The 20,263-nt window shown below is 66.3% G+C and carries 18 protein-coding genes; 10 read left to right on the top strand and 8 right to left on the bottom strand.

The features are described 5' to 3' along the window. Nucleotides 1-6 precede the first annotated feature (6 nt). Entirely contained in the window at nucleotides 7-798 is a 792-nt protein-coding gene (locus AB3K92_RS21050; protein ID WP_369465744.1) for a transcriptional initiation protein Tat, read from the bottom strand. Nucleotides 799-1,206: 408 nt separating this feature from the next. Between AB3K92_RS21050 and AB3K92_RS21045 the strand changes: the two genes are divergently transcribed. The 3 genes from AB3K92_RS21045 (at nucleotide 1,207) to AB3K92_RS21035 (ending at nucleotide 3,402) form a co-directional block, all read left to right on the top strand. After that, a complete protein-coding gene (locus tag AB3K92_RS21045) occupies nucleotides 1,207-2,082 on the top strand; it encodes a LysR family transcriptional regulator (RefSeq protein WP_369465743.1) in 876 nt (291 codons plus the stop codon). Between the two features lie 320 nt (nucleotides 2,083-2,402). After that, nucleotides 2,403-2,657 carry a PAAR domain-containing protein gene (locus tag AB3K92_RS21040; RefSeq protein WP_081058140.1) on the top strand — a complete coding sequence of 85 codons (255 nt, stop codon included), beginning with the start codon at nucleotides 2,403-2,405 and terminating at the stop codon, nucleotides 2,655-2,657. A 301-nt stretch (nucleotides 2,658-2,958) separates the two neighbouring features. Then, nucleotides 2,959-3,402 carry a hypothetical protein gene (locus AB3K92_RS21035; RefSeq protein ID WP_021163009.1) on the top strand — a complete coding sequence of 148 codons (444 nt, stop codon included), beginning with the start codon at nucleotides 2,959-2,961 and terminating at the stop codon, nucleotides 3,400-3,402. A 22-nt stretch (nucleotides 3,403-3,424) separates the two neighbouring features. On the opposite strand, the gene AB3K92_RS21030 is transcribed toward AB3K92_RS21035, so the two are convergent. The 5 genes from AB3K92_RS21030 to AB3K92_RS21010 all read right to left on the bottom strand — a co-directional run bounded on the left by AB3K92_RS21030 (nucleotide 3,425) and on the right by AB3K92_RS21010 (nucleotide 9,292). Further along, entirely contained in the window at nucleotides 3,425-4,531 is a 1,107-nt protein-coding gene (locus AB3K92_RS21030; protein ID WP_369465742.1) for a porin, read from the bottom strand. A 101-nt stretch (nucleotides 4,532-4,632) separates the two neighbouring features. After that, nucleotides 4,633-5,976, bottom strand: coding sequence for an MFS transporter (locus tag AB3K92_RS21025; protein WP_318827458.1), 1,344 nt, complete (start codon nucleotides 5,974-5,976; stop codon nucleotides 4,633-4,635). Between the two features lie 154 nt (nucleotides 5,977-6,130). Further along, nucleotides 6,131-7,186, bottom strand: coding sequence for a Rieske 2Fe-2S domain-containing protein (locus AB3K92_RS21020; protein ID WP_369465741.1), 1,056 nt, complete (start codon nucleotides 7,184-7,186; stop codon nucleotides 6,131-6,133). Between the two features lie 64 nt (nucleotides 7,187-7,250). After that, nucleotides 7,251-8,216, bottom strand: coding sequence for a PDR/VanB family oxidoreductase (locus AB3K92_RS21015; protein WP_048025453.1), 966 nt, complete (start codon nucleotides 8,214-8,216; stop codon nucleotides 7,251-7,253). After that, nucleotides 8,213-9,292, bottom strand: a complete 1,080-nt coding sequence (locus tag AB3K92_RS21010; protein ID WP_059648887.1) for an aromatic ring-hydroxylating dioxygenase subunit alpha — start codon at nucleotides 9,290-9,292, stop codon at nucleotides 8,213-8,215. Before AB3K92_RS21010 ends, AB3K92_RS21015 begins: the two co-directional genes overlap by 4 nt. 199 nt (nucleotides 9,293-9,491) lie before the next feature. Between AB3K92_RS21010 and AB3K92_RS21005 the strand changes: the two genes are divergently transcribed. After that, nucleotides 9,492-9,980: a MarR family winged helix-turn-helix transcriptional regulator gene (locus AB3K92_RS21005; RefSeq protein ID WP_369465740.1), complete on the top strand. Its 489-nt coding sequence runs from the start codon at nucleotides 9,492-9,494 to the stop codon at nucleotides 9,978-9,980. Nucleotides 9,981-10,034: 54 nt separating this feature from the next. On the opposite strand, the gene AB3K92_RS21000 is transcribed toward AB3K92_RS21005, so the two are convergent. Beyond that, nucleotides 10,035-10,781, bottom strand: a complete 747-nt coding sequence (locus AB3K92_RS21000) for a TetR/AcrR family transcriptional regulator (RefSeq protein ID WP_021163016.1) — start codon at nucleotides 10,779-10,781, stop codon at nucleotides 10,035-10,037. Nucleotides 10,782-10,951: 170 nt separating this feature from the next. On the opposite strand from AB3K92_RS21000, the gene AB3K92_RS20995 reads away from it, so the two are divergent. The 6 genes from AB3K92_RS20995 (at nucleotide 10,952) to AB3K92_RS20970 (ending at nucleotide 19,293) form a co-directional block, all read left to right on the top strand. Further along, a complete protein-coding gene (locus tag AB3K92_RS20995; RefSeq protein WP_021163017.1) occupies nucleotides 10,952-12,133 on the top strand; it encodes an isovaleryl-CoA dehydrogenase in 1,182 nt (393 codons plus the stop codon). A gap of 31 nt (nucleotides 12,134-12,164) precedes the next feature. Beyond that, a complete protein-coding gene (locus tag AB3K92_RS20990; protein WP_369465739.1) occupies nucleotides 12,165-13,772 on the top strand; it encodes a carboxyl transferase domain-containing protein in 1,608 nt (535 codons plus the stop codon). 19 nt (nucleotides 13,773-13,791) lie between these two features. Further along, the gene (locus AB3K92_RS20985; protein WP_059619767.1) at nucleotides 13,792-14,577 is read left to right on the top strand and encodes an enoyl-CoA hydratase/isomerase family protein; all 786 of its coding nucleotides are present in this window, start codon (nucleotides 13,792-13,794) and stop codon (nucleotides 14,575-14,577) included. A gap of 36 nt (nucleotides 14,578-14,613) precedes the next feature. Further along, the gene (locus AB3K92_RS20980; protein WP_369465738.1) at nucleotides 14,614-16,611 is read left to right on the top strand and encodes an acetyl-CoA carboxylase biotin carboxylase subunit; all 1,998 of its coding nucleotides are present in this window, start codon (nucleotides 14,614-14,616) and stop codon (nucleotides 16,609-16,611) included. Between the two features lie 321 nt (nucleotides 16,612-16,932). Further along, nucleotides 16,933-17,136: a hypothetical protein gene (locus tag AB3K92_RS20975; RefSeq protein ID WP_021163021.1), complete on the top strand. Its 204-nt coding sequence runs from the start codon at nucleotides 16,933-16,935 to the stop codon at nucleotides 17,134-17,136. Nucleotides 17,137-17,178: 42 nt separating this feature from the next. Next, a complete protein-coding gene (locus AB3K92_RS20970) occupies nucleotides 17,179-19,293 on the top strand; it encodes a phosphocholine-specific phospholipase C (RefSeq protein ID WP_060125095.1) in 2,115 nt (704 codons plus the stop codon). Nucleotides 19,294-19,393: 100 nt separating this feature from the next. On the opposite strand, the gene AB3K92_RS20965 is transcribed toward AB3K92_RS20970, so the two are convergent. Continuing rightward, entirely contained in the window at nucleotides 19,394-20,092 is a 699-nt protein-coding gene (locus tag AB3K92_RS20965; protein WP_193094632.1) for a bifunctional 2-polyprenyl-6-hydroxyphenol methylase/3-demethylubiquinol 3-O-methyltransferase UbiG, read from the bottom strand. Nucleotides 20,093-20,263: the final 171 nt, after the last annotated feature.

Raw genomic sequence — 20,263 nt, 5'->3', positions numbered from 1 at the left:
CGGTGCTCATTTTGCGTACGTGAAGCCGGCCTGCTGCAGTTCGGGCAGCGTGCCGACCGCGCCCGGCGTGACGATTGCCGACGGGATCACATGGTTGGTCAGGTCGGCCGCGAGCGCATCGAGCGGCAGCTTGTCGGGATTCGCGTTCGCGCCGTCGAGCCGCTCCGCGAGTTCCCAGATCGCGTTGTGGCACGACAGGAACACGACGCCGCGCTGCTGCAGCGCGGCGATGCTGTTGTCGTGCGACGAGAACGCGCCGTCGTGCGACTCGTGGTCTTGCGCGCCCTTCGATTGCGCGGGTTTCGCGTCGAGCAGCGTGTTGGCCGGAAACGCGGCGCCGGCGAATTTCGCGAGGCTGTATTTGTCCCACGCGGCCTGGTCGAACAGTGCGAGATGCGCGCTGCCGTGCGTGGCCGATACGACGAGGAAATCCGGATGGCGATACGACCAGATCTGCGCGTTCAGCGAATTGCGCATCAGGTTCAGCCACGGGCCGCCGAGCTCGGTGTTGTCCCACACCTGCTTCGGGCCGCCGCGGTAGCCGGCCAGTTCGGCGAGCGCCGCATGATCCCACTGGTCGGGACGTTCGAGGATCATCGGCACCGTCTTGAAGTCGCGCCGCCGCGGCGCGGCCGCGAGGCGGCGCGTGAGGTCGGCGAGGTGCGTGGCGCCGCCGGGCAGCAGCGTGCCGGTTTCGGGCGCGGCGGCGCGAGCGGGGCGCGCGGCGGCGAGCAGCGCGGTGCCGGCCGCGAGGCCGAGTGTCTTGAGCGCGCCTCGGCGCGCGTGCCGGTCGGACATGGGTATCTCCCGGAATCGTTTTTGTGGGGGGCATGCCGCGTTGCGGTACGGCGGTACGGCGGTACGGCGGTACGGCGCTGCGGCGTCGCGAATGCGTAGCCAGTCTAGCGGCGCGCGTCCGGTACGGAAAATCGCGGTATCGGATGGGAGATATTCGGGAGGCTGATGATTGGGCGACCGGGGTTGGGGCGATCGGTGAAACGACCATCGGTTCGGTCATTGCACCCGGCTTCGGTCGGCGAGCCCGTCGTTCAGGGGTTTCCTGCTGACGGTTTCGGTTTTGATCGGCGAATCGATCGTCCTGTTGATATGGATAGCTGATTATCCGGAGCGGGCTGCACTGGATCGACTTGTATAATCGCCTCCTGCGAATTCACACATGCCTGACCGAGAGAGAGAACGTCACTCATGAATTGGGACGATGCCCGCGTTTTTCTGGCCGTTCATCGCACCGGGACGCTGCGCGAGGCCGCGGCCGTTCTCGATGTCGACCAGGCCACCGTGGGGCGACGGTTGACCGCACTCGAGAAGGCGCTCGGTGCGAAGCTGTTTCTCAAGACATCGTCCGGTTATGTCGTGACGCCGGTCGGCGAGCATTCGCTGCAGGCCGCGGAAGCAATGGAGCAGGCGGCGTGCGAATTCGAGCGCCGCGTCCAGGGCTCGGACGATCGCCTCGAAGGCGAGGTCCGGGTGACGACGACCGATTCCCTCGCGATGGATTTCGTCGTTCCCGCGATACGGGAGCTGCGCCGGAAATGTCCGGCGATACACGTGATCCTGACGACGTCCGTGCAGGTGCTCAACCTGACGCGACGCGATGCGGATCTCGCGATTCGCACCGTGATGCCGGAAAATCCCGACCTCGTGCGCCGCAAGCTCGCCGAATGGGAGGTCGGGCTGTTCGCGAGCCGCGAGTATCTGGATGCGCATGGCGAGCCCGCGATCGGAGCCGCGTTCGAAGGGCATGACCTGGTCGTCTACCAGCCCGGCACGACGTCGAACCAGGGGAACGCGCTGTGCGGCGAATCGATGGAACGCGGGCGCATCGTGGTGCAGGTGAGTTCGAGCCTGATGCTGGCGGCGTCGATCCGGTCGGGTATCGGCATCGGCGAACTCCCCGCGTATATGGCGCAAGACGACGATTCGCTCGTGCGAATCTGGCCCGACCGGGCGCGAGCCGCGCCGTATCAGGTCTGGCTCGTATCGCATACCGACCTGAACCGGACGGCGCGCGTTCGGGCGGTCACCGCAGAGATCGCGGCTGCATTCGACCGTTATCGATAGCGGCCGGGGCATCGCCCGTGCAGGGCCACGGGCTAAAACAAGGCGGGAAATGTGTACTTGGCGAGGAAAGGAAATGCGAAGAGTAAGCAAGACATGGCTATACATAATTTTCTTTTCACCCCTTGCTTTTCTTTATGAGCCGGTGAAGAGGTATCTTGGGGGAGGTTGGCTGTTTTTCATCTGCGCGGTCGGTTACCTCTGCGTTTGTTCGGTGCTGGCGAATTATTTTGGAAGGCCCGATAGAAAATAGAAAGCGGAACGCCGATAGTCAGATGTCGATTCCTTGGAAGAGATGGGTAATTAAATTGAGGGATATCTGAATGCCAGCACCAATCGCAACCATTGGTACGTCGACGACACATGGAGGGGAGGTGACGTCGGCTGACGCGGGCGTCGTCGTTGATGGTCGTCCGGTCGCGTGTGTCGGTGATACGGTATCGTGCCCGTTACACGGTCCGGGGGTCATCACTAACGGTGGTTTCGGGACAGTGAGCGGACGCCGAATCGCCCGCCACGGCAGCAGCACAAGCTGCGGCGCGACGCTCGTCGTTACCGGCGGAGGCCCTACCGTTTAACGGATGTCCACAGTATCCGGGGCGCTATTACAAACCGATATTGCAGGTCATTCACCCGCCTGCTAACGTAGCAAAAATCAGACGCAGTGAAATTCAACGAGAGAACCGGGGGCCGCACCATGTCATCTTCCTGTCACGTCGCGTTCCGCGCGACGCCACGCACCGCGCACGACCACGCGGGCGATGAAGTGATCGCAGCCGTCATCCGCCATTCGAACGATTAAAGCAACGGAAGCGAATTCATCCGGCGTTGCGCCGGGCTTCAATCACTTCAACCACCACACTAGACGGGAGACCACCCATGAAGAAGATTTCCGCGCCGTTCGCGGCGGCCGCGCTTGCGGCCTGCGCGCTGCTGGCAGGCATTCACCAGGCTGCTTGCGCGGCTTCCGATGCCGACGCGATCGACGCGCACTACGGCGCCGTGATCGAGGCCTACACGCAGGACGTGGCCGCCGCGAAGGCGAAGTACGACGGCAAGCGCCTCACGTTCGTCGGCGCCGTGATCCGGATGGGCAGCGATCCGGGCGGCACTTACTTCGGCGCGCTGACGGCCGACGGCGAGCAGTTCGATACGCATTTCGACGTGGCCGATCAGGATGCGCTGAAGCCGAAATTCCCCGGCGGCGAAATCAAGCCGTTCGTCACGTCGGCGGCTTTCCGCTTCAGCTGCGTGAACGAAGGCTATATCGATGCGCCCGTGTTGCCGGGCCTGAAGCTGGCCCACTGCCGTCTCGCCAACTGACCGGCGCACGGGCGTCCGGCGTTCAGAACTTCTGCTGGATGCCGGCCATCACGCCGAGCTGGTTCATCCCGGTGCCGACCGTCCCGCCTGCGGCGACCGCGTTCGCGGCCAGCGTGCTGTTGAACATGTAGCCCACCGACGTATAGACGGTCGTCCGCTTCGACAGGAAATAGTTCGCGCGGCCGACGAGCAGCGTGGCGTTCGTGCCGCCTTCGCTGTTTTCCCGGCGTTGCAGGTAGCGGACGCCCTGAAGGTCGAGCGCGAGGTAGGGCGTCGCGTAGTACGTGCCGCCGGCGAACACGATATCGGCCTGCAGGTGCTCGGCTGCCGCGAGATTGCGGCGAATCCAGCCGGCGCCCAGTTTCGCGGGGCCGATCTTCACGTAGCCGGCGACGATGTCGCGCGTGTCGGTGTAGGCCGGATTGTTCAGCGGCGCGAGCGCACCGCCGCCGCCGCGCATCACGTCGTGCGACGCGGCGAGCCCGAAATTGCTCGCGTCATACGCGAGCATCGCCGTGTATTGGCGGCAAGCGACGAAGTCGCCGGGCACCTGTCCGGCACAGCCTGTCGCCGACGGCCCGGCCGGCCCGGCCGCGTCGCGGCCGAAGCTGTAGGTGGCGCCGAGCGTCACACCGTGGAACGTGCCCTTGTAACCGATCGCATTGTCGCTGCGCGCGTTCGGCAGATAGGAATCGAAATCCGCCATCGAGTGAATCGACGGGCCGATCACGTCCGCATTGGTCAGCACGATCATCGACATGTTCATCTGGCGGCCGAGGGTCAGCGCGCCGAACGGACTGTTCACGCCCACGTTCGCCTGTCGCCCGAACAGGCGCCCGCCGTAGTTCAGTGCGCCCGTCCCGGGCTGGAAGCCGTTCTCGAGCATGAAGAAAGCCTGGTAGCCGCCGCCGAGATCCTCCGTGCCCCTCAGCCCCCAGCGTGACGGCACTTCGCCGGTCAGTGTCGGCATACCCGTGAACGATCCGCCATGTGCGGCGTTGTTGTAGTAGGACACGCCGGTATCGATGATCCCGTACAGCGTCACGCTGCTTTGTGCGCAGGCCGGTCCGGCCAGCGCCAGCGTCAGTGCCATCGCCGTCGCGAGTGCGGCGCCCAGTTTCGTTTTCATGGCTGTCTCCAAACAGTATGTAGATATGCTTATCGATATTTTTATGACCCGAGCCGATCCGGGATGCCGACGGGTATCGGCAAGGCTGCGTGCGTCGTGCGTTACGACATCGCCGGGTCGCGTTGCCTGTGCGGTGCCGCGGCACGCGTACCCACCACGGCGACGGCGATCGCCGCGCCAATCATCGGCACGAGGAACGCGAGATACAGATGGGACACGGACCAGCCGTCGTCCAGCAGCGCACCGACCGTCATCGGCGACAGGATCGCGCCGAGGCGGCCGATGCCGACCGCGAGGCCGATGCCGGTCGTGCGGATTTCGGCGGGATACGGCGTCGGCGACAGCGCATACATGCCGGCCACGCACGCATTGATCACGGCGCCGAGGAATACCCCGACCGTCATCCCGATCCCGAGCGAGCCGGTGTTCGCGCCGAACACGACCATCAGCGCGCCGCCGAGCAGCAGCGTCGCGCCGAGCAGGTTACGGAGGCCGAACCGTGTCGACAGCAGGCTGAAGAGCGACGCGCCCGCAATGCCGCCGAGATTGAGCAGCACGCCACCGGTGACCCCCTGCGATGCCGACAACCCGGCCTGAACCAGCAGCTTCGGTGTCCAGCTCACGACGAAGTAGAAGCTGCCCATCACGAGAAAGAATGCGATCCACAGTGCGATCGTGCGGCGCGTCAGCGGCGCGCGCAGCACGGCCGTCCAGCTCGACGCGGCGTTCGCCGAGTCGACGGCGGCAGTCGCCGCGGGCAGCATGTCGATCGGCGCGCGCTTCATTCTCGCGAGGATGCGGTTGATTTTCTGCAGCGCGTTGTCCGGACGCCTTGCCAGCAGGAAGTCGAGCGATTCCGGCAGCAATGCGAGCACCATCGGGATCGCCAGCAAGGTCAGGATGCCGCCGAACGCGAATACGCTGCGCCATCCCCACGTCGACAGCAGGTAGCCGGCGATGACGCCGCCGCCGGTCGCGCCGATCGCATAGCCGGTCGACTGCATGCCGATCGCGGCGCTGCGCCATTTGCTCGATGCGTATTCGCCGCTGATGACGGTCAGGCTCGCCAGCATGCCGCCGATGCCGAGCCCCGTGTACGCACGCGTGACGGCGAGTTGAATCGTGCTGTGCGTGGCCGCGCAGGCGAGCATCCCGGTCGAGATCACGGCGAGGCAGAGCAGGATGATGCGGCGGCGGCCGACGCGGTCGGCGAGCGGCGCGATCAGCACCGAGCCGATGCCCATGCCGGCCAGCCCGGCGCTCAGCAGCAGGCCGATTTCCTTGCCGCTCAGTTTCCACTCGGCCGCCAGGTGCGGCGCGGCGAACGCGATGGCCAGCACGTCGAAGCCGTCGAGCATGTTCAGCACGACGCAGGCGGTGACCGCCATCGTCTGGAACGTGCTCATCGGGGATTCGTCGATCGTATTGCGGATGTTTGCGCTCACGTCAAAGATCCTTGTAAATAGTATGACTAATTAAATGGGATGAAATCGAGACCGGTGTTGGCGAATGGGGCGAAAGCGATTGAACGGGCCGACGGGACACCCTGCAGAGCGCCCGTCGCGACCGGCGGGTGTTGTCGGCGGAGCGGCGCGATGCTCAAGCGGGTTCGAGCAGCAGCCGCTCGATCACGCGCCGCGCGCGATTGGGGCCCGCGTCGACGTGAATGTCGATCTGGCGGCCGCCCGGAAACCGCAGCTGGTTCCGGTATTGCGCTTCGATCACGGCCTTGTCCTCGTCGAACGTCGCCGCGGATTGCTCGATGACCGTTTGCGCGACGCGCTCGACGTCGTGTTGCGGATTGGTCGCGACGGTCCAGAAGTAGTGCGTCGTCGTTTCCGTCTCGGGCGTGATGCCGTGGAAGCCGCGCATGTGAAAGCCGCCGCGTGCCGGATCGTGCAGGTCGCCGGTGCCGGCATCCATCGCGCCGGTCCAGATCCGGATGTGCGACACGTGGAATTCGATTTCCTGCCAGCGGTCGACGCGGCCCGCGAACGGCCACGCAGCGGTATAGGTTGGCGGCGGGTCGGAATCCGGCATCCGGCGAACCAGCGTCACGGTATCGCCGTCGCTGCTGACGCGGGTTTCCGCACCCATGTGCAGCGCCGCGTTGCCGCCGATCGTTTTCAGATGGACATAACCGAGGTGGCTCAGGTCCATCAGGTTGTCGTGAATCAGTTGATACGGTGCGTCGTAATGGTAGTGGCCGCCGCCGAACCGGTATTGCGGATCGGCATGGAACGCATAGCGTGGCGGCGCGCTCGTCGGCCGAGCGTGCGCGTCGGCGCCGAGCCAGATCCACACGATGGCGTCCTGTTCCCGTACCGGATACGACGACACGCACGCCTTCGCCGGAATCCGGTCCTGGCCGGGAATCTCCACGCACGTGCCGTCGCGGTCGAACAGCAGGCCGTGATAGCCGCAGCGCAGGCCGCGCGATTCGAGCGAGCCGCACGACAACGGCAGCGACTTGTGGCAGCAGCGATCCTCCAGCGCACCGACTTCCCCGGACGGCAACCGGAACAGGACGACCGGGCGGCCGAGGAGCGTGCGGGCGACGGGTTTGTCCGTCAGCTCGGATGACAGCGCGGCGACCCACCATCGGTCGGCCGGGAACTGAGTAGTACTGAGCGGTGACGGGGCATGTTGCTCCATTGATCGTCTCCAGTATTGTGGTTGGCCGCCGCGAGTCGGGCGGTCCGTCTACAGATTTGCGGATCTACAGATCGAGGACCAGCAGGTCGCTTCGCGATCGCGAGCAGCACGGCATGAACTGATCGCCGGCTGCCTTTTCGTCGTCGGTCAGATACGCGTCGCGATGATCGGGCTCGCCTTCGAGCACACGTGTCGCGCAGGTGCCGCATACGCCTTGTTCGCACGACGTCAGCACGTCGACGCCGTTCGCCGCCAGCGCCGCGATGACCGTGCATTCGGCCGGCACGTCGATCACCATGCCGCTGCTCGCGATCCGAACCTGGAACGCACGGTCCGCGCCGGACGACGCAACCGCGCCGCCGAAGAACTCGTAGTGCAGCCGCGCTTCGGCCCAGTTGCGCTCGCGCGCGGCGTTCAGCACTGCGTCCATGAAGCCGCGCGGGCCGCATACATACAGGTGCGTGCCTGCGGGCGCGGCGGCGAGCACGGCGGCGAGGTCGAAGCGTTGCCCGGGATCGCCGTCGTCGACGTGGAGGCGGGCGCGATCGTGAAACCCGGCCGCGTTGATCCGCTCGACGAAGGCCATGCGATCAGTCGAGCGCGCGCAGTAGTGCATGTCGAACGGCATGCCGGACGAGAACAGTCGTTCCGCCATGCTGAGGATCGGCGTGACGCCGATCCCGCCCGCGAGCAGCAGGTGGTGCGGAGCGTCGGGGGCGAGGGGAAACTGGTTGCGCGGCACGCCGATCCGCACGGTATCGCCTTGCCGGACTTCGTCGTGGATCGCGCGCGACCCGCCGCGGCCGTCGGCATCGCGCAGCACGGCGATCTGATAGCGATCGGCGTGTTCCGGGTGATTGCACAGCGAGTACTGGCGCACGAGCCCGCCCGGCAAATGCACGTCGATGTGGGCGCCGGCTTCAAAGCCCGGCAGCGGCGAACCGTCGTCGCTGACGAATTCGAAACCGCAGATGTCGCGCGCTTCCTGCCACTTGCGGGCCACCCGGACCGTCAATGTCGCGGCGCTCATGACGCCTCCTTGACCTGCGCGACCGGAATCACTGGCCGCTGCGGGCTCGCCGCGTTTTCTTCGGCGAGCAGCCGGTCGATCACCTTGCGCGACAGCACGCCGCCGGCGTCGATGTTGAGTTTGAGCAGCTTGCGGTCCGGCCACTGCTCGAGGTTGAGCTGCTGGCGTTCGAGCATCTCGAGATCCTCGGCGAAGATCTTGCCCTGGCCTTCGCGGATCTCGGCGGTCAGCGCGTGATCGTCGGGCCGGAAGTTGCGCGCCATGCCCCAGAAATACCAGATCGAGGTGTCCGTCTCGGGCGTGATGAAGTCGACCACGATCGACGACGCCTTCAACTCGGCCGGCGCGTCGTAGCCGCCGTGCCCCGCATGGGCGACGCCCACTTCGATCATCACGTGGCTCGGCGGCGTGAAGCGGCAGATCTGCCAGCGGTCGACCGGCACGTCGTCGGCGAGCCCGTTGCCGCGCAGCGCCATCCGCCAGAACGGGGGCGGCATCACGTTCTCCATGAAGCGGCTCGTGACGACTTCGTCGCCGCGGCTGATCGTCTTCGGCGGCGCTTCGTCGATTTCCTTCTGGCCGATGCTCGACGCATGCACGTAGGTTTCGTGCGTGAGGTCCATCAGGTTGTCGATCATCAGCCGGTAATCGCAACGGATGTGATAGAGGCCGCCGCCGTGCGCCCAGGCCGGGTCTTCGGCCCAGGCCAGCGCGGGCAGCTTGGCGGGATCGGCTTCCGACGCATTGCCCGGCCAGACCCAGACGAATCCGTAGCGCTCGATCACCGGGAAGCTGCGAATCGGCGGGAAGCCGCCGACGCGCTGGCCCGGCATGCCGGACGCCTTGCCGTCGCAGCCCATTTCCAGCCCGTGATAACCGCACACGAGCACACCGTCGCGCACGAATCCCAGCGACAGCGGGGCGCCGCGGTGCGGGCAGAAGTCCTCGAGCGCGGCGACTCGTCCGTCCGCCGCGCGGTAAAACACCATCGATTCATTGCAGATCTTGCGGCCCAGCGGCTTGCCGTCGATTTCATCGGGCGTGCACGCCACATACCAAGCGTTCTTGAGAAACACGTTCGTCGTCTCCTTCGGGGCGGTGCCGCTGACATGCGGCAGTTCTTCATTCCGTGTACTGAATGAGATTCAGTGTACGCATTGAGATAAGCCGGGGCAAGGCGAGCGGTATACTGGTTTTCCCGGGAAATGGCGCGAGGCAGCGCCATGCCGTCGGCGCGCGCAACCGGCGCGCGCCGCCTATGTCATCGACTCATTCATGGAAAAAACGAATCCCGCCGACGCGCCGGCTTTCCCGCTCGACCTGTACGACGAGCCGGGGCACCTGATCCGGCGCGCGCACCAGATTGCCGTCGCGATGTTCTACGAGAAGCTGGGCCGCGACGTGACGCCGGTGCAGTACGCCGTCCTGCGGATGCTCTACGAGTGTCCGGGGCTCGATCAGGTGACGCTGGCGCAGCGGGTGGCGCTCGACACGTCGACCACGGCCGACCTCGCGGTCCGGCTCGAAGCGAAAGGATTGATCGTTCGCGAAGTGCTGCCGCGGCGTCAGCGGCGCCTGCTGCTGACACCGACGGGCGTCGAACTGCTCGCGCGCCTGATTCCGTCAGTGCAGGAGCTGCGTGCCGGCCTGTTCGACGGGATGGGCGAGGAAGATTCGCAGGAGCTCGTACGCCTGTTGCGCAAGTTCGTCCATTTGAACAACGAGCAGAGCCGCGCGCCGCTGCGTGTCGGCGAGGATTCCTAGCGGTCGGTTACGTGTGGCGCACGATGCGACGCGCGCCGGGGCCGCACCCCTGCGTCACGGGCGTGACGCTTCCCCTTCCAGCCGCCGCACGGCTTCCGCCACTTCATTCCTGAACCGCACGAGCGCCGCCTGCTCCGGCGCCGGCGGCTGCACGGCGGCCCACAGCATGTCGACGAGCTGCGTGGCCGTCGTTTCCGTGTCGAGCTTGCGGTGCCCGAGGATCGCATCCCACAGCACGTGCTCGATCGGCCCGAACACCATCGAGCGCAGCAGGCTCAGCGGCAGGTCGGTACGCACCTGCCCGGCCGCCTGGCCGCGCGCGAGCACGTCCATCAGCGGCGCGGTGTAGCGGCGCTGCAGCGCGGTGAGTTCGTCGCTCAGCGCATGCTGCTTCGCGCGGCCTTCCGACAACACCAGCGCGCACAGGCCCGTGCCGTTCACCAGCATCAGCCGCAGGTGGGTGCGCACGATGAACGCGAACTGCTGCCGCACCGACGCTTCCTGCGGCATCCCCTGCTCGAACGCGGCGATGTTTTCGTCGTACCAATCCGCGATGACGCGCGCGCACAGCTCGCGCTTGCCGCGGAAGTAGCTGAACACCGTCGCCTCCGATACGCCGACGCGCTGCGCGATCTCGGCGGCCGTCGCATGCTCGTAACCCTTTTCGGCGAACACTTCCCGGCCGGCGCGCAGGATGTCCTGCACGCGTTGCTGGGATTTGCGCCCGGCGGGCGCGCGCGACGTGTCGGCGCGATCGGCTTTGACGGTGGCGGTCATGGTGTCGGCGGTAGCGGCTGTCATCTCGGCATGATATCTGAGTGTCACTCAAAAAACTATTGACGCCGAACCCGACGAGGCGCGAAACTGTGCAAAATTTACGCTGTATTGGTCAATGAATCGGTGCATTCATTCGATTTGAGCGAAACTCAGAAATCGGTGGGTGCCACACACTTTCTGGAGACGGAGGAGACATGATCAACCTGCCCGGTGTGCAATTCATGCTCGGTGAAGACATCGAGATGCTGCGCGACGCCGTCGCGACGTTCGCGGCGAAGGAAATCACGCCGCGCGCGGCGGAGGTCGACCGCACCGACCAGTTTCCGATGGATCTGTGGAAGAAGTTCGGTGATCTCGGCGTGCTGGGCATGACGGTGGCCGAGGAATACGGCGGCGCGAACATGGGCTATACCGCGCACATGGTCGCGATGGAGGAGATCTCGCGCGCATCGGCGTCGATCGGCCTGTCGTACGGCGCGCACTCGAACCTGTGCGTGAACCAGATCCACCGCAACGGCACCGAGGCTCAAAAGCAGAAATACCTGCCGAAGCTCGTGTCGGGCGAACACATCGGCGCGCTCGCGATGAGCGAGCCGAATGCCGGCTCGGACGTCGTCAGCATGAAGCTGCGCGCCGACAAGCGCGGCGATCGCTACGTGCTGAACGGCACGAAGATGTGGATCACCAACGGGCCCGATTGCGACACGCTGGTGGTCTACGCGAAGACCGACCTCGAAGCCGGCCCGCGCGGCATCACCGCGTTCATCGTCGAGAAGGGGATGAAGGGCTTCTCGGTCGCGCAGAAGCTCGACAAGCTCGGCATGCGCGGCTCGCACACGGGCGAGCTGGTGTTCCAGGACGTCGAAGTGCCCGAGGAAAACATCCTCGGCCAGCTCAACGGCGGCGTGAAGGTGCTGATGAGCGGCCTCGACTACGAGCGCGCCGTGCTGTCGGGCGGCCCGACGGGCATCATGGCCGCGTGTCTCGACGCGGTCGTGCCGTACATCCACGACCGCAAGCAGTTCGGCCAGGCGATCGGCGAATTCCAGCTGATCCAGGGCAAGGTCGCCGACATGTACACCACGTTCCAGGCGTGCCGCGCGTATCTGTACGCGGTCGGCCGCCACCTCGATTCGGCCGGCAGCGACCACATCCGCCAGGTGCGCAAGGACTGCGCGGGCGTGATCCTCTATACGGCCGAGAAGGCGACGTGGATGGCCGGCGAGGCGATCCAGATCCTCGGCGGCAACGGCTACATCAACGAATACCCGGTCGGGCGTCTGTGGCGCGATGCGAAGCTGTACGAGATCGGCGCCGGCACGAGCGAGATCCGCCGGATGCTGATCGGCCGCGAGCTGTTCGCGGAAACGATGTAACGCCCCACGTCACGCGAACGGAGCCCCGTCGATGCCGATCATCGAATCGAAACTGAACCCGCGCTCGGAAGACTACCGCGCGAATGCCGCCGCGCTCGAGGCGGTCGTCGCCGATCTGCGCGCGAAGATCGAACAGCTCGCGCAGGGCGGCGGCCAGGCCGCGCGCGACAAGCACCTGGCGCGCGGCAAGCTGCTGCCGCGCGACCGCATCGCGCAACTGCTCGATCCGGGCGCGCCGTTCCTCGAGTTCTCGCAGCTCGCGGCGAACGGCATGTACAACGACGACGCGCCGGGCGCGGGCGTCATCACCGGGATCGGCCGCATCGCCGGCCGCGAATGCGTGATCGTGTGCAACGACGCGACGGTCAAGGGCGGCACCTATTACCCGGTCACCGTGAAGAAGCACGTGCGCGCGCAGGAGATCGCCGCGGAAAACCGGCTGCCGTGCGTGTACCTCGTCGATTCGGGCGGCGCGAACCTGCCGAACCAGGACGACGTGTTTCCCGATCGCGACCACTTCGGCCGCATTTTCTTCAACCAGGCGACGATGTCGGCCGCGGGAATCGCGCAGATCGCCGTCGTGATGGGCTCGTGCACGGCGGGCGGCGCGTACGTGCCCGCGATGAGCGACGAGTCGATCATCGTGAAGGAGCAGGGCACGATTTTTCTGGGGGGCCCGCCGCTCGTGAAGGCCGCGACCGGCGAGGAAGTGAGCGCCGAGGATCTCGGCGGCGGCGACGTGCATACGCGCCTGTCGGGCGTGGCCGACCATCTCGCGCAGAACGACGCGCATGCGCTGTCGATCGCGCGCACCATCGTCAGTCACCTTGCGCCGAAGATCGCGCCGCCGGTCGCGCTGCGCGAGCCGAAGCCGCCGCGCTACGACGCGAAGAGCCTGTACGGCGTGATTCCGGTCGATACGCGCAAGCCGTTCGACGTGCGCGAGGTGATCGCGCGTATCGTCGACGATTCGGAGTTCGACGAATTCAAGGCGCGCTACGGCACGACGCTCGTTACCGGTTTCGCGCACATCTGGGGCCACCCGGTCGGGATCGTCGCGAACAACGGCATCCTGTTCTCCGAATCGGCCGTGAAGGGCGCGCATTTCATCGAGCTGTGCTGCCAGCGCAAGATTCCGCTCGTGTTCCTGCAGAACATCACGGGCTTCATGGTCGGCCGCAAGTACGAGAACGAAGGCATCGCGCGGCACGGCGCGAAGATGGTGACGGCCGTGTCGAACGCGAAGGTGCCGAAGTTCACGGTGATCATCGGCGGCTCGTTCGGCGCCGGCAACTACGGGATGTGCGGCCGCGCGTTCGGCCCGCGCTTCCTGTGGATGTGGCCGAACGCGCGGATCTCGGTGATGGGCGGCGAGCAGGCCGCGTCGGTGCTCGCGACGGTGCGCCGCGACGGCATCGAAGCGAAGGGCGGTTCGTGGTCGACCGAGGAAGAGGACGCGTTCAAGCAGCCGATCCGCGACCAGTACGAGCGTCAGGGCCATCCGTATTACGCGAGCGCGCGGCTGTGGGACGACGGCGTGATCGACCCGGCGCAGACGCGCGACGTGCTCGGGCTCGGCCTTGCCGCATCGATGAACGCGCCGATCGAAGACACGCGCTTCGGCGTGTTCCGCATGTAACGGCCGGGAGGGCTGACCGATGCGATACGAAACGATCAAGGTAAGCGAAGCCGGCCGCGTGGCGACCGTCACGCTCGCGCGCCCCGATGTGCGCAACGCGTTCAACGAGACGACGATCGCCGAGCTGACCACCGCGTTCGAATGGCTCGACGCGCATGAAGGCGTGCGCGCGATCGTGCTCGCCGCGGAAGGCGCGGCGTTCTGCGCGGGCGCGGACCTGAACTGGATGAAGAAGATGGCCGGTTACTCGGACGACGAGAACCGCGCCGATGCGCGCAAGCTCGCGCGCATGCTCGAGGCGATTCATCGCTGCGGCAAGCCGGTGATCGCCCGCGTGCACGGCGATGCCTACGCGGGCGGCGTGGGCCTGGTGGCCGCGGCCGACATCGCGATTGCCGCCGACGGCGTGAAGTTCTGCCTGTCGGAAGCGCGGCTCGGGCTGATTCCCGCGACGATCGCGCCTTACGTGGTGCGCGCGATGGGCGAGCGCGCGGCGCGCCGTTACTTCACGACGGCCGAGGTGTTCGACAGCACGCGCGCGGCGTCGCTCGGCTTCATTCACGAAGCGGTGCCGGCCGATGCGCTCGACGAAACCGTCGCGAAGCTGGCCGCGACGCTCGTCGCGAACGGCCCCGACGCGGTGCGCGCATGCAAGCGGCTCGTCGCCGACGTGGCCGGCCGCGCGCTCGACGCGACGCTGATCGAGCAGACCGCCGACTGGATCGCGCGAACCCGGGCCGGCGCGGAAGCGCGCGAAGGGATCGCGTCCTTTCTCGAGAAACGCACGCCTGCGTGGCGTGAATGACGGCGTGCCCCTAACTTTCCGGACGACACCGAAGCCATGTTCGACAAGATTCTGATCGCCAACCGCGGCGAAATCGCGTGCCGCGTCGCCGCGACGTGCAAACGTCTCGGGATCGCGAGCGTCGCCGTCTATTCCGACGCGGACGCGAACGCGAAACACGTGGCCGCGTGCGACGAAGCCGTGCACATCGGCGGCTCGGCCGCCGCGGACAGCTACCTGCGCATCGAGCGCATCATCGAAGCCGCGCGCGCAACCGGCGCGCAGGCGATCCACCCCGGCTACGGATTCCTGTCGGAGAACGAAGATTTCGCGCATGCGTGCGAAGCGGCCGGCATCGTCTTCATCGGGCCGCCGGTCGACGCGATCGCGGCGATGGGCTCGAAGGCCGCCGCGAAGGCGCTGATGCACGCGGCCGCCGTGCCGCTCGTGCCCGGTTATCACGGCGACGACCAGGACGCGGCCAACCTGCATCGCGAAGCCGACGCGATCGGCTACCCGGTGTTGTTGAAGGCGAGCGCGGGCGGCGGCGGCAAGGGGATGCGCGTGGTCGAGCGCTCCGACGATTTCCCCGCGGCGCTCGCGTCGTGCCAGCGCGAAGCCGCGAGCAGCTTCGGCAACGACCGCGTGCTGATCGAGAAATACCTGACGCGCCCGCGTCACGTCGAGGTGCAGGTGTTCGGCGACACGCACGGCAATACCGTGTACCTGTTCGACCGCGACTGCTCGGTGCAGCGCCGTCACCAGAAGGTGCTCGAGGAAGCGCCGGCGCCGGGCCTGCACGACGACGTGCGCGAGGCGATGGGCGAAGCGGCCGTCGCGGCCGCGCGCGCGGTCGGTTATGTCGGCGCGGGCACCGTCGAATTCATCATGACGGGCGACGCGTTCTACTTCATGGAAATGAACACGCGCCTGCAGGTCGAGCATCCGGTCACCGAGATGGTCACCGGGCTCGATCTCGTCGAATGGCAACTGCGTGTCGCATCCGGCGAGCCGCTGCCGCTGCAGCAGGACGAACTGCGCGTGCAGGGTCACGCGCTCGAGGCGCGCCTTTATGCGGAGAACCCGGCGCGCGGTTTCCTGCCGTCCACGGGCACGCTGAAGCACCTGCGGCTGCCGGCCGGCGTCGAGTTCGCGATCGGCGCATCGGTGCGCGTCGACAGCGGCGTGCGCGAACGCGATGCGATCACGCCGTTCTACGATCCGATGATCGCGAAGCTGATCGTCCACGGCGCGGACCGCGCGGAAGCACTGGGGCTGATGCTGCGCGCGCTGCGTGCATGCGAAGTGGTCGGCCTGCACACGAATGCCGCGTTCCTGCAGCGGATCGTCGCGTGCGAGCCGTTCGCGACGGCCGATCTCGACACGGGCCTGATCGAGCGCAATCACGATGTGCTGTTCGCGCCGCAAGAGCCACCGCGCGCGATGCTCGCGCTCGCATGCGCGGCGCTGCTCGCGCGCGAACGCGGCGCGGCCGCGCAGGGTTCGTCGCCGTGGGGCGCGCTGCCGGACTGGCGGCTGAACGGCGGCTATCGCCGCACGCTCGACTGGCATGCGGCCGAGCGCGAAGCGGACGTGACGGTCACGTACGAGGACGACGGCGCTGTCGCGCGCCTCGCGACCGGCGGCGCGGCCGCGCAACCGTTCACGTGGACGCGTGGCGCCACGCCGCTCGATTTCGACGTGACGCTCGGCGGCGTGCGCAGCAGCGGCCGCGTGTATGCGGACGGCGACACCTTCCACGTGTTCTCGCAAGGCGCGGCCGAGACGTTCGAATGGCGCAACCTGCTCGCGCATGCGGGTGATGCGGAGCAGGGCGGCGGCCGCCTGACCGCGCCGATGCCCGGCAAGGTGATCGCGGTGCTGGTCGAGCCGGGCCAGAAGGTCGAGGCGGGCACGCCGCTGATCGTGATGGAAGCGATGAAGATGGAGCACACGATCGGCGCGCCGAGCGCGGGCGTCGTCGCGGAAGTGCTGTACGGCGTCGGCGACCAGGTTTCGGATGGCGCGCAGTTGCTGATGATGGCGGAAGGCTGAGCGGCGCCGGTTTCGCGATATGCGGGCCGGCCGCCGCGGCTGCCGGCCCGTAATACAGGCGTCGTGGTGCGTTGCTCGACCGACACCGCGACAGGTTCGCTTCGATCGCTTCGGCAAAAACGAAGCAATGCGAATCTTTCGATTGCATTACGTCAACCTCTCGTAATCCTCTCCGCCGCGACAGGTGCGCCCCTTGCGTGCACGCGGCGCGCCTCCTTGCACGACACCGTCGTGTAACACGTGATAATTAGCATCTCGCCGTCGACACGACCGGTGCGCACCCGCGCCTGTGTCAAGTCATCACATCCACGGAGAGACGTTATGCGAAAGTCGGCCCTACGGCCTTTCGCGGTCGTTGGCCTGATCGCGCTGACCGCACTCCTCGGTGCCTGCAACGACGACCTGACCGCACCCGCCGCACCTGTGGCGCAGCAGAAGGCCGCATGCGGCGGCGGCGTGGTCGCCACCGCGCAGATGCACTGCCCGCCCGGTTTCACCGCGCCTGCTTCCTCGCCCGCTTCCTGATCCCGGCTGTTTCCACCAGAAATCCAATCAAGAGCAACCAGCATGGCCACCCATTCGCGACGCGATTTTCTGAAGTTCTCCGCCGGCCTCGCCGGCGCGACCGCCGCCACCGCACTGCTTCCCGAATCGATCCGCAAGGCGCTGGCGATCGAGCCGAATACCGTGACGGGCACGATCCAGGATGTGCAGCACATCGTCGTGTTCATGCAGGAAAACCGCTCGTTCGACCACTACCTCGGTCACCTGAGCGGCGTGCGCGGCTACAACGACCGCTTCCCGGTCACGCTGCCGAACGGCAAGCCGGTGTGGTTCCAGCCGCGGCAGGAGGACAAGACGAGCGTGATCGCGCCGTTCCGCTACGACACGACCAACCCGGGCGTCAACGCGCAGTGCATCGGCGGCCTGCCGCATACGTGGGCGACGACGCACGGCGCGATCGACAACGGCCGTGCCGACCAGTGGGCGGTGCAGAAGTCCAACATGACGATGGGCTACCACGTCCGCGACGACATCCCGTTCCATTACGCGCTCGCGGATGCGTTCACCGTGTGCGACAACTACTTCTGCTCGATCCCGGGCAACACGCACCCGAACCGCATGTACCTGATGACGGGCATGGTCGACCCGCTCGGCACGGGCGGCGGCCCGCTGCTCGACAACACCGACTACATCGACAACCAGTTCGACAAGATCCAGTTGCCGCCCTTCAGCTGGACGACTTATCCGGAGCGCCTCGAGAAAGCGGGCATCTCGTGGCAGGTCTACCAGCAGGGCACCGGGTTCGACAACTTCACCGGCAACTACGGCACGAACATGCTCGCGTGCTTCAACAACTTCGTGAATGCGCCGGCCGGTTCGTCGCTGCAGACGCGCGGGATGAGCACGCGCCCGATCACGCAACTGAAGGCCGACGTGCAGGCGAACGCGCTGCCGCAGGTATCGTGGCTGCTGCCGCCCGCCGCGTATTCGGAGCATCCGAAGTTCACGCCGCTTTACGGCGCGTATTACCTGTCGACGATTCTCGATGCGCTGACGTCGAATCCGGACGTGTGGAGCAAGACCGTCCTGCTCGTCATGTACGACGAGAACGACGGCTTCTTCGATCACGTCGTGCCGCCGTCGGCACCGACGCTGCCGGGCTCCGGCATGAGCACCGTGGACGTGTCGCTCGAGCGGCACAACGTCGTGACCTCGACGCAGACGGGTACGTACACGGCGGACAACCTGCCATACGGCCTCGGCCCGCGCGTGCCGATGTTCGTGGTCTCGCCGTGGTCGAAGGGCGGCTTCGTGTGCTCTCAGGTCTTCGATCACACGTCGGTGCTGCAATTCATCGAGAAGCGCTTCGGCGTGATGGAAACGAATATCTCGCCGTGGCGCCGCGCGATCTGCGGCGACCTGACGTCCGCGCTCGACTTCTCGAAATCGGATGCGACGCTGCCGACCCTGCCGAGCACGCAGGCGTATGTCGCGCAGGCGGACCTGCAATGTTCGCGCGCGTCGTCGCAGACCGCACCGGCCAGCACCGCGCAGCAGGTCGTGACGGCACAGGAGCCCGGCACGCGGCCGGCGCGTGCGCTGCCGTACGAATTGCACGTGACCGGCCAGCTCCAGGCGCAAGGCTATGCGCTTACGTTCGCGAATACCGGCACGCAGGGCGCGCATTTCTGGGTCTATACGGGCGACCCCACCGCGATGCCGCGCCGCTACACGGTCGAGGCGGGCAAGCAGCTGACCGACACGTGGGCGCTCGATGCGAACGGCAACTACCTGGTGAGCGTGTGGGGGCCGAACGGCTATTTCCGGCGCTTCGCCGGATCGGCCGCCGCGGATGCCGGCGCAAAGCCTGAAATCACGCCGTGTTACGACACGGCCAACGGCGACGTGTACGTGACGATCGCCAACGCGGGCACCGGCACGCTCATGGTCACGGCGACCGATGTCGCGTACGGCGGCGCACCGCGCACGTTGACGGTTCCCGCCGGGCAGCGCGTTGAAGCGCACTGGGATCTGTCGTGCAGCAGCCACTGGTACGACCTGCAGTTCGCGGTGGCCGGGAACGCAGGCTGGACGCGCCGCATCGCGGGGCACGTCGAAACCGGCAAGGCCAGCATCACCGACCCGGCCGCCGTGGCGCCGACGATCTCGGCGATCTGACGGCAATCCATGCGTGCCGGCTCCGAGCCGGCACGCGACGAGCGCATGTCAGAAACGAAAAAGGCGCCGCGCGGCGCCTTTTTCAGTCGGGTACACGAAATCAGATCGGGCGAAAAACTGCGTATTGATCGCCGTCGAGTTTTTCCAGGTACCGGGAATCATGGAGCGTCAGGTTGACCGGCTGGAGCAATTTCTCGTCGGCGGCCTCGCGTTCGTTGCTGGCGCGCGTATTGAACAGGCTCGACGCATTGGCGGAGTTCACGAGAGAATCGAGGCGCGGTGCGTTCCAGTCGAGGTGCCCCCTGAGCAGGTAGAAGTGCATGATCCCGCATTGCTGATGGGCCCAGAAGTCATGCCACATGAATGAATCGGGCCGCCACACGGAGTTGTGGCTCTCGAAGTACGATGCGCTGCTCATCGGCATGCACTCGGGGGTCGAGATGATGATGTATCGCGATCGATAGTTGAGAAACTCCAGTAGATCGCGACCGTGGGAGTGGCGCATGTGCTCGATGACATCGCCCAGGATGATCGTGTCGTACGAGTCGCCGGACCGTTCGTACAGCGTGTCGCTGACGCCGGAAATGATGTCGTCGTAGCCGTTCTCGATCAGGAACGGATGGGTCTCCTCGTCACATTCCAGCGCCGTGATACGGCAATCCGGCACGACCTTCCTGAGCAGGCGCCCGTATTTCCCGCCCCCGGCCCCGATATCCAGGATCTTGCCCGGGTTGATCGCCTTGACCAGATACTGCGTGAGTTGATCGAAGGTTGGCCACGAATACCCGATCTGCTCCACTTTGACCTCCCGTCAACGCTGGTTTGTAAAATTGATCGTAGCGATGTCGCAGTGTTGCTGCGAAGTCGTTTTCTGCCCACCCTGGATGCCGATACCGCCCGGCAACCCGGTGGCGCGGCGGGTCGCACGAGTATCGCACAACCGTCTCGCGGATCTGCGCTTGCCGGCCGG

Source organism: Burkholderia sp. Bmkn7 (assembly GCF_041103175.1).
Classification (GTDB): domain Bacteria; phylum Pseudomonadota; class Gammaproteobacteria; order Burkholderiales; family Burkholderiaceae; genus Burkholderia; species Burkholderia cepacia.
This window is presented reverse-complemented; position numbering and strand designations above follow the sequence as displayed.

Coding starts and splice junctions, on each gene's coding strand:
- AB3K92_RS21050 (WP_369465744.1), bottom strand. CDS start 798: ATGTCCGACCGGCACGCGCGCCGAGGCGCGCTCAAGACACTCGGCCTC.
- AB3K92_RS21045 (WP_369465743.1), top strand. CDS start 1,207: ATGAATTGGGACGATGCCCGCGTTTTTCTGGCCGTTCATCGCACCGGG.
- AB3K92_RS21040 (WP_081058140.1), top strand. CDS start 2,403: ATGCCAGCACCAATCGCAACCATTGGTACGTCGACGACACATGGAGGG.
- AB3K92_RS21035 (WP_021163009.1), top strand. CDS start 2,959: ATGAAGAAGATTTCCGCGCCGTTCGCGGCGGCCGCGCTTGCGGCCTGC.
- AB3K92_RS21030 (WP_369465742.1), bottom strand. CDS start 4,531: ATGAAAACGAAACTGGGCGCCGCACTCGCGACGGCGATGGCACTGACG.
- AB3K92_RS21020 (WP_369465741.1), bottom strand. CDS start 7,186: ATGGAGCAACATGCCCCGTCACCGCTCAGTACTACTCAGTTCCCGGCC.
- AB3K92_RS21015 (WP_048025453.1), bottom strand. CDS start 8,216: ATGAGCGCCGCGACATTGACGGTCCGGGTGGCCCGCAAGTGGCAGGAA.
- AB3K92_RS21005 (WP_369465740.1), top strand. CDS start 9,492: ATGGAAAAAACGAATCCCGCCGACGCGCCGGCTTTCCCGCTCGACCTG.
- AB3K92_RS21000 (WP_021163016.1), bottom strand. CDS start 10,781: ATGACAGCCGCTACCGCCGACACCATGACCGCCACCGTCAAAGCCGAT.
- AB3K92_RS20995 (WP_021163017.1), top strand. CDS start 10,952: ATGATCAACCTGCCCGGTGTGCAATTCATGCTCGGTGAAGACATCGAG.
- AB3K92_RS20990 (WP_369465739.1), top strand. CDS start 12,165: ATGCCGATCATCGAATCGAAACTGAACCCGCGCTCGGAAGACTACCGC.
- AB3K92_RS20985 (WP_059619767.1), top strand. CDS start 13,792: ATGCGATACGAAACGATCAAGGTAAGCGAAGCCGGCCGCGTGGCGACC.
- AB3K92_RS20980 (WP_369465738.1), top strand. CDS start 14,614: ATGTTCGACAAGATTCTGATCGCCAACCGCGGCGAAATCGCGTGCCGC.
- AB3K92_RS20975 (WP_021163021.1), top strand. CDS start 16,933: ATGCGAAAGTCGGCCCTACGGCCTTTCGCGGTCGTTGGCCTGATCGCG.
- AB3K92_RS20970 (WP_060125095.1), top strand. CDS start 17,179: ATGGCCACCCATTCGCGACGCGATTTTCTGAAGTTCTCCGCCGGCCTC.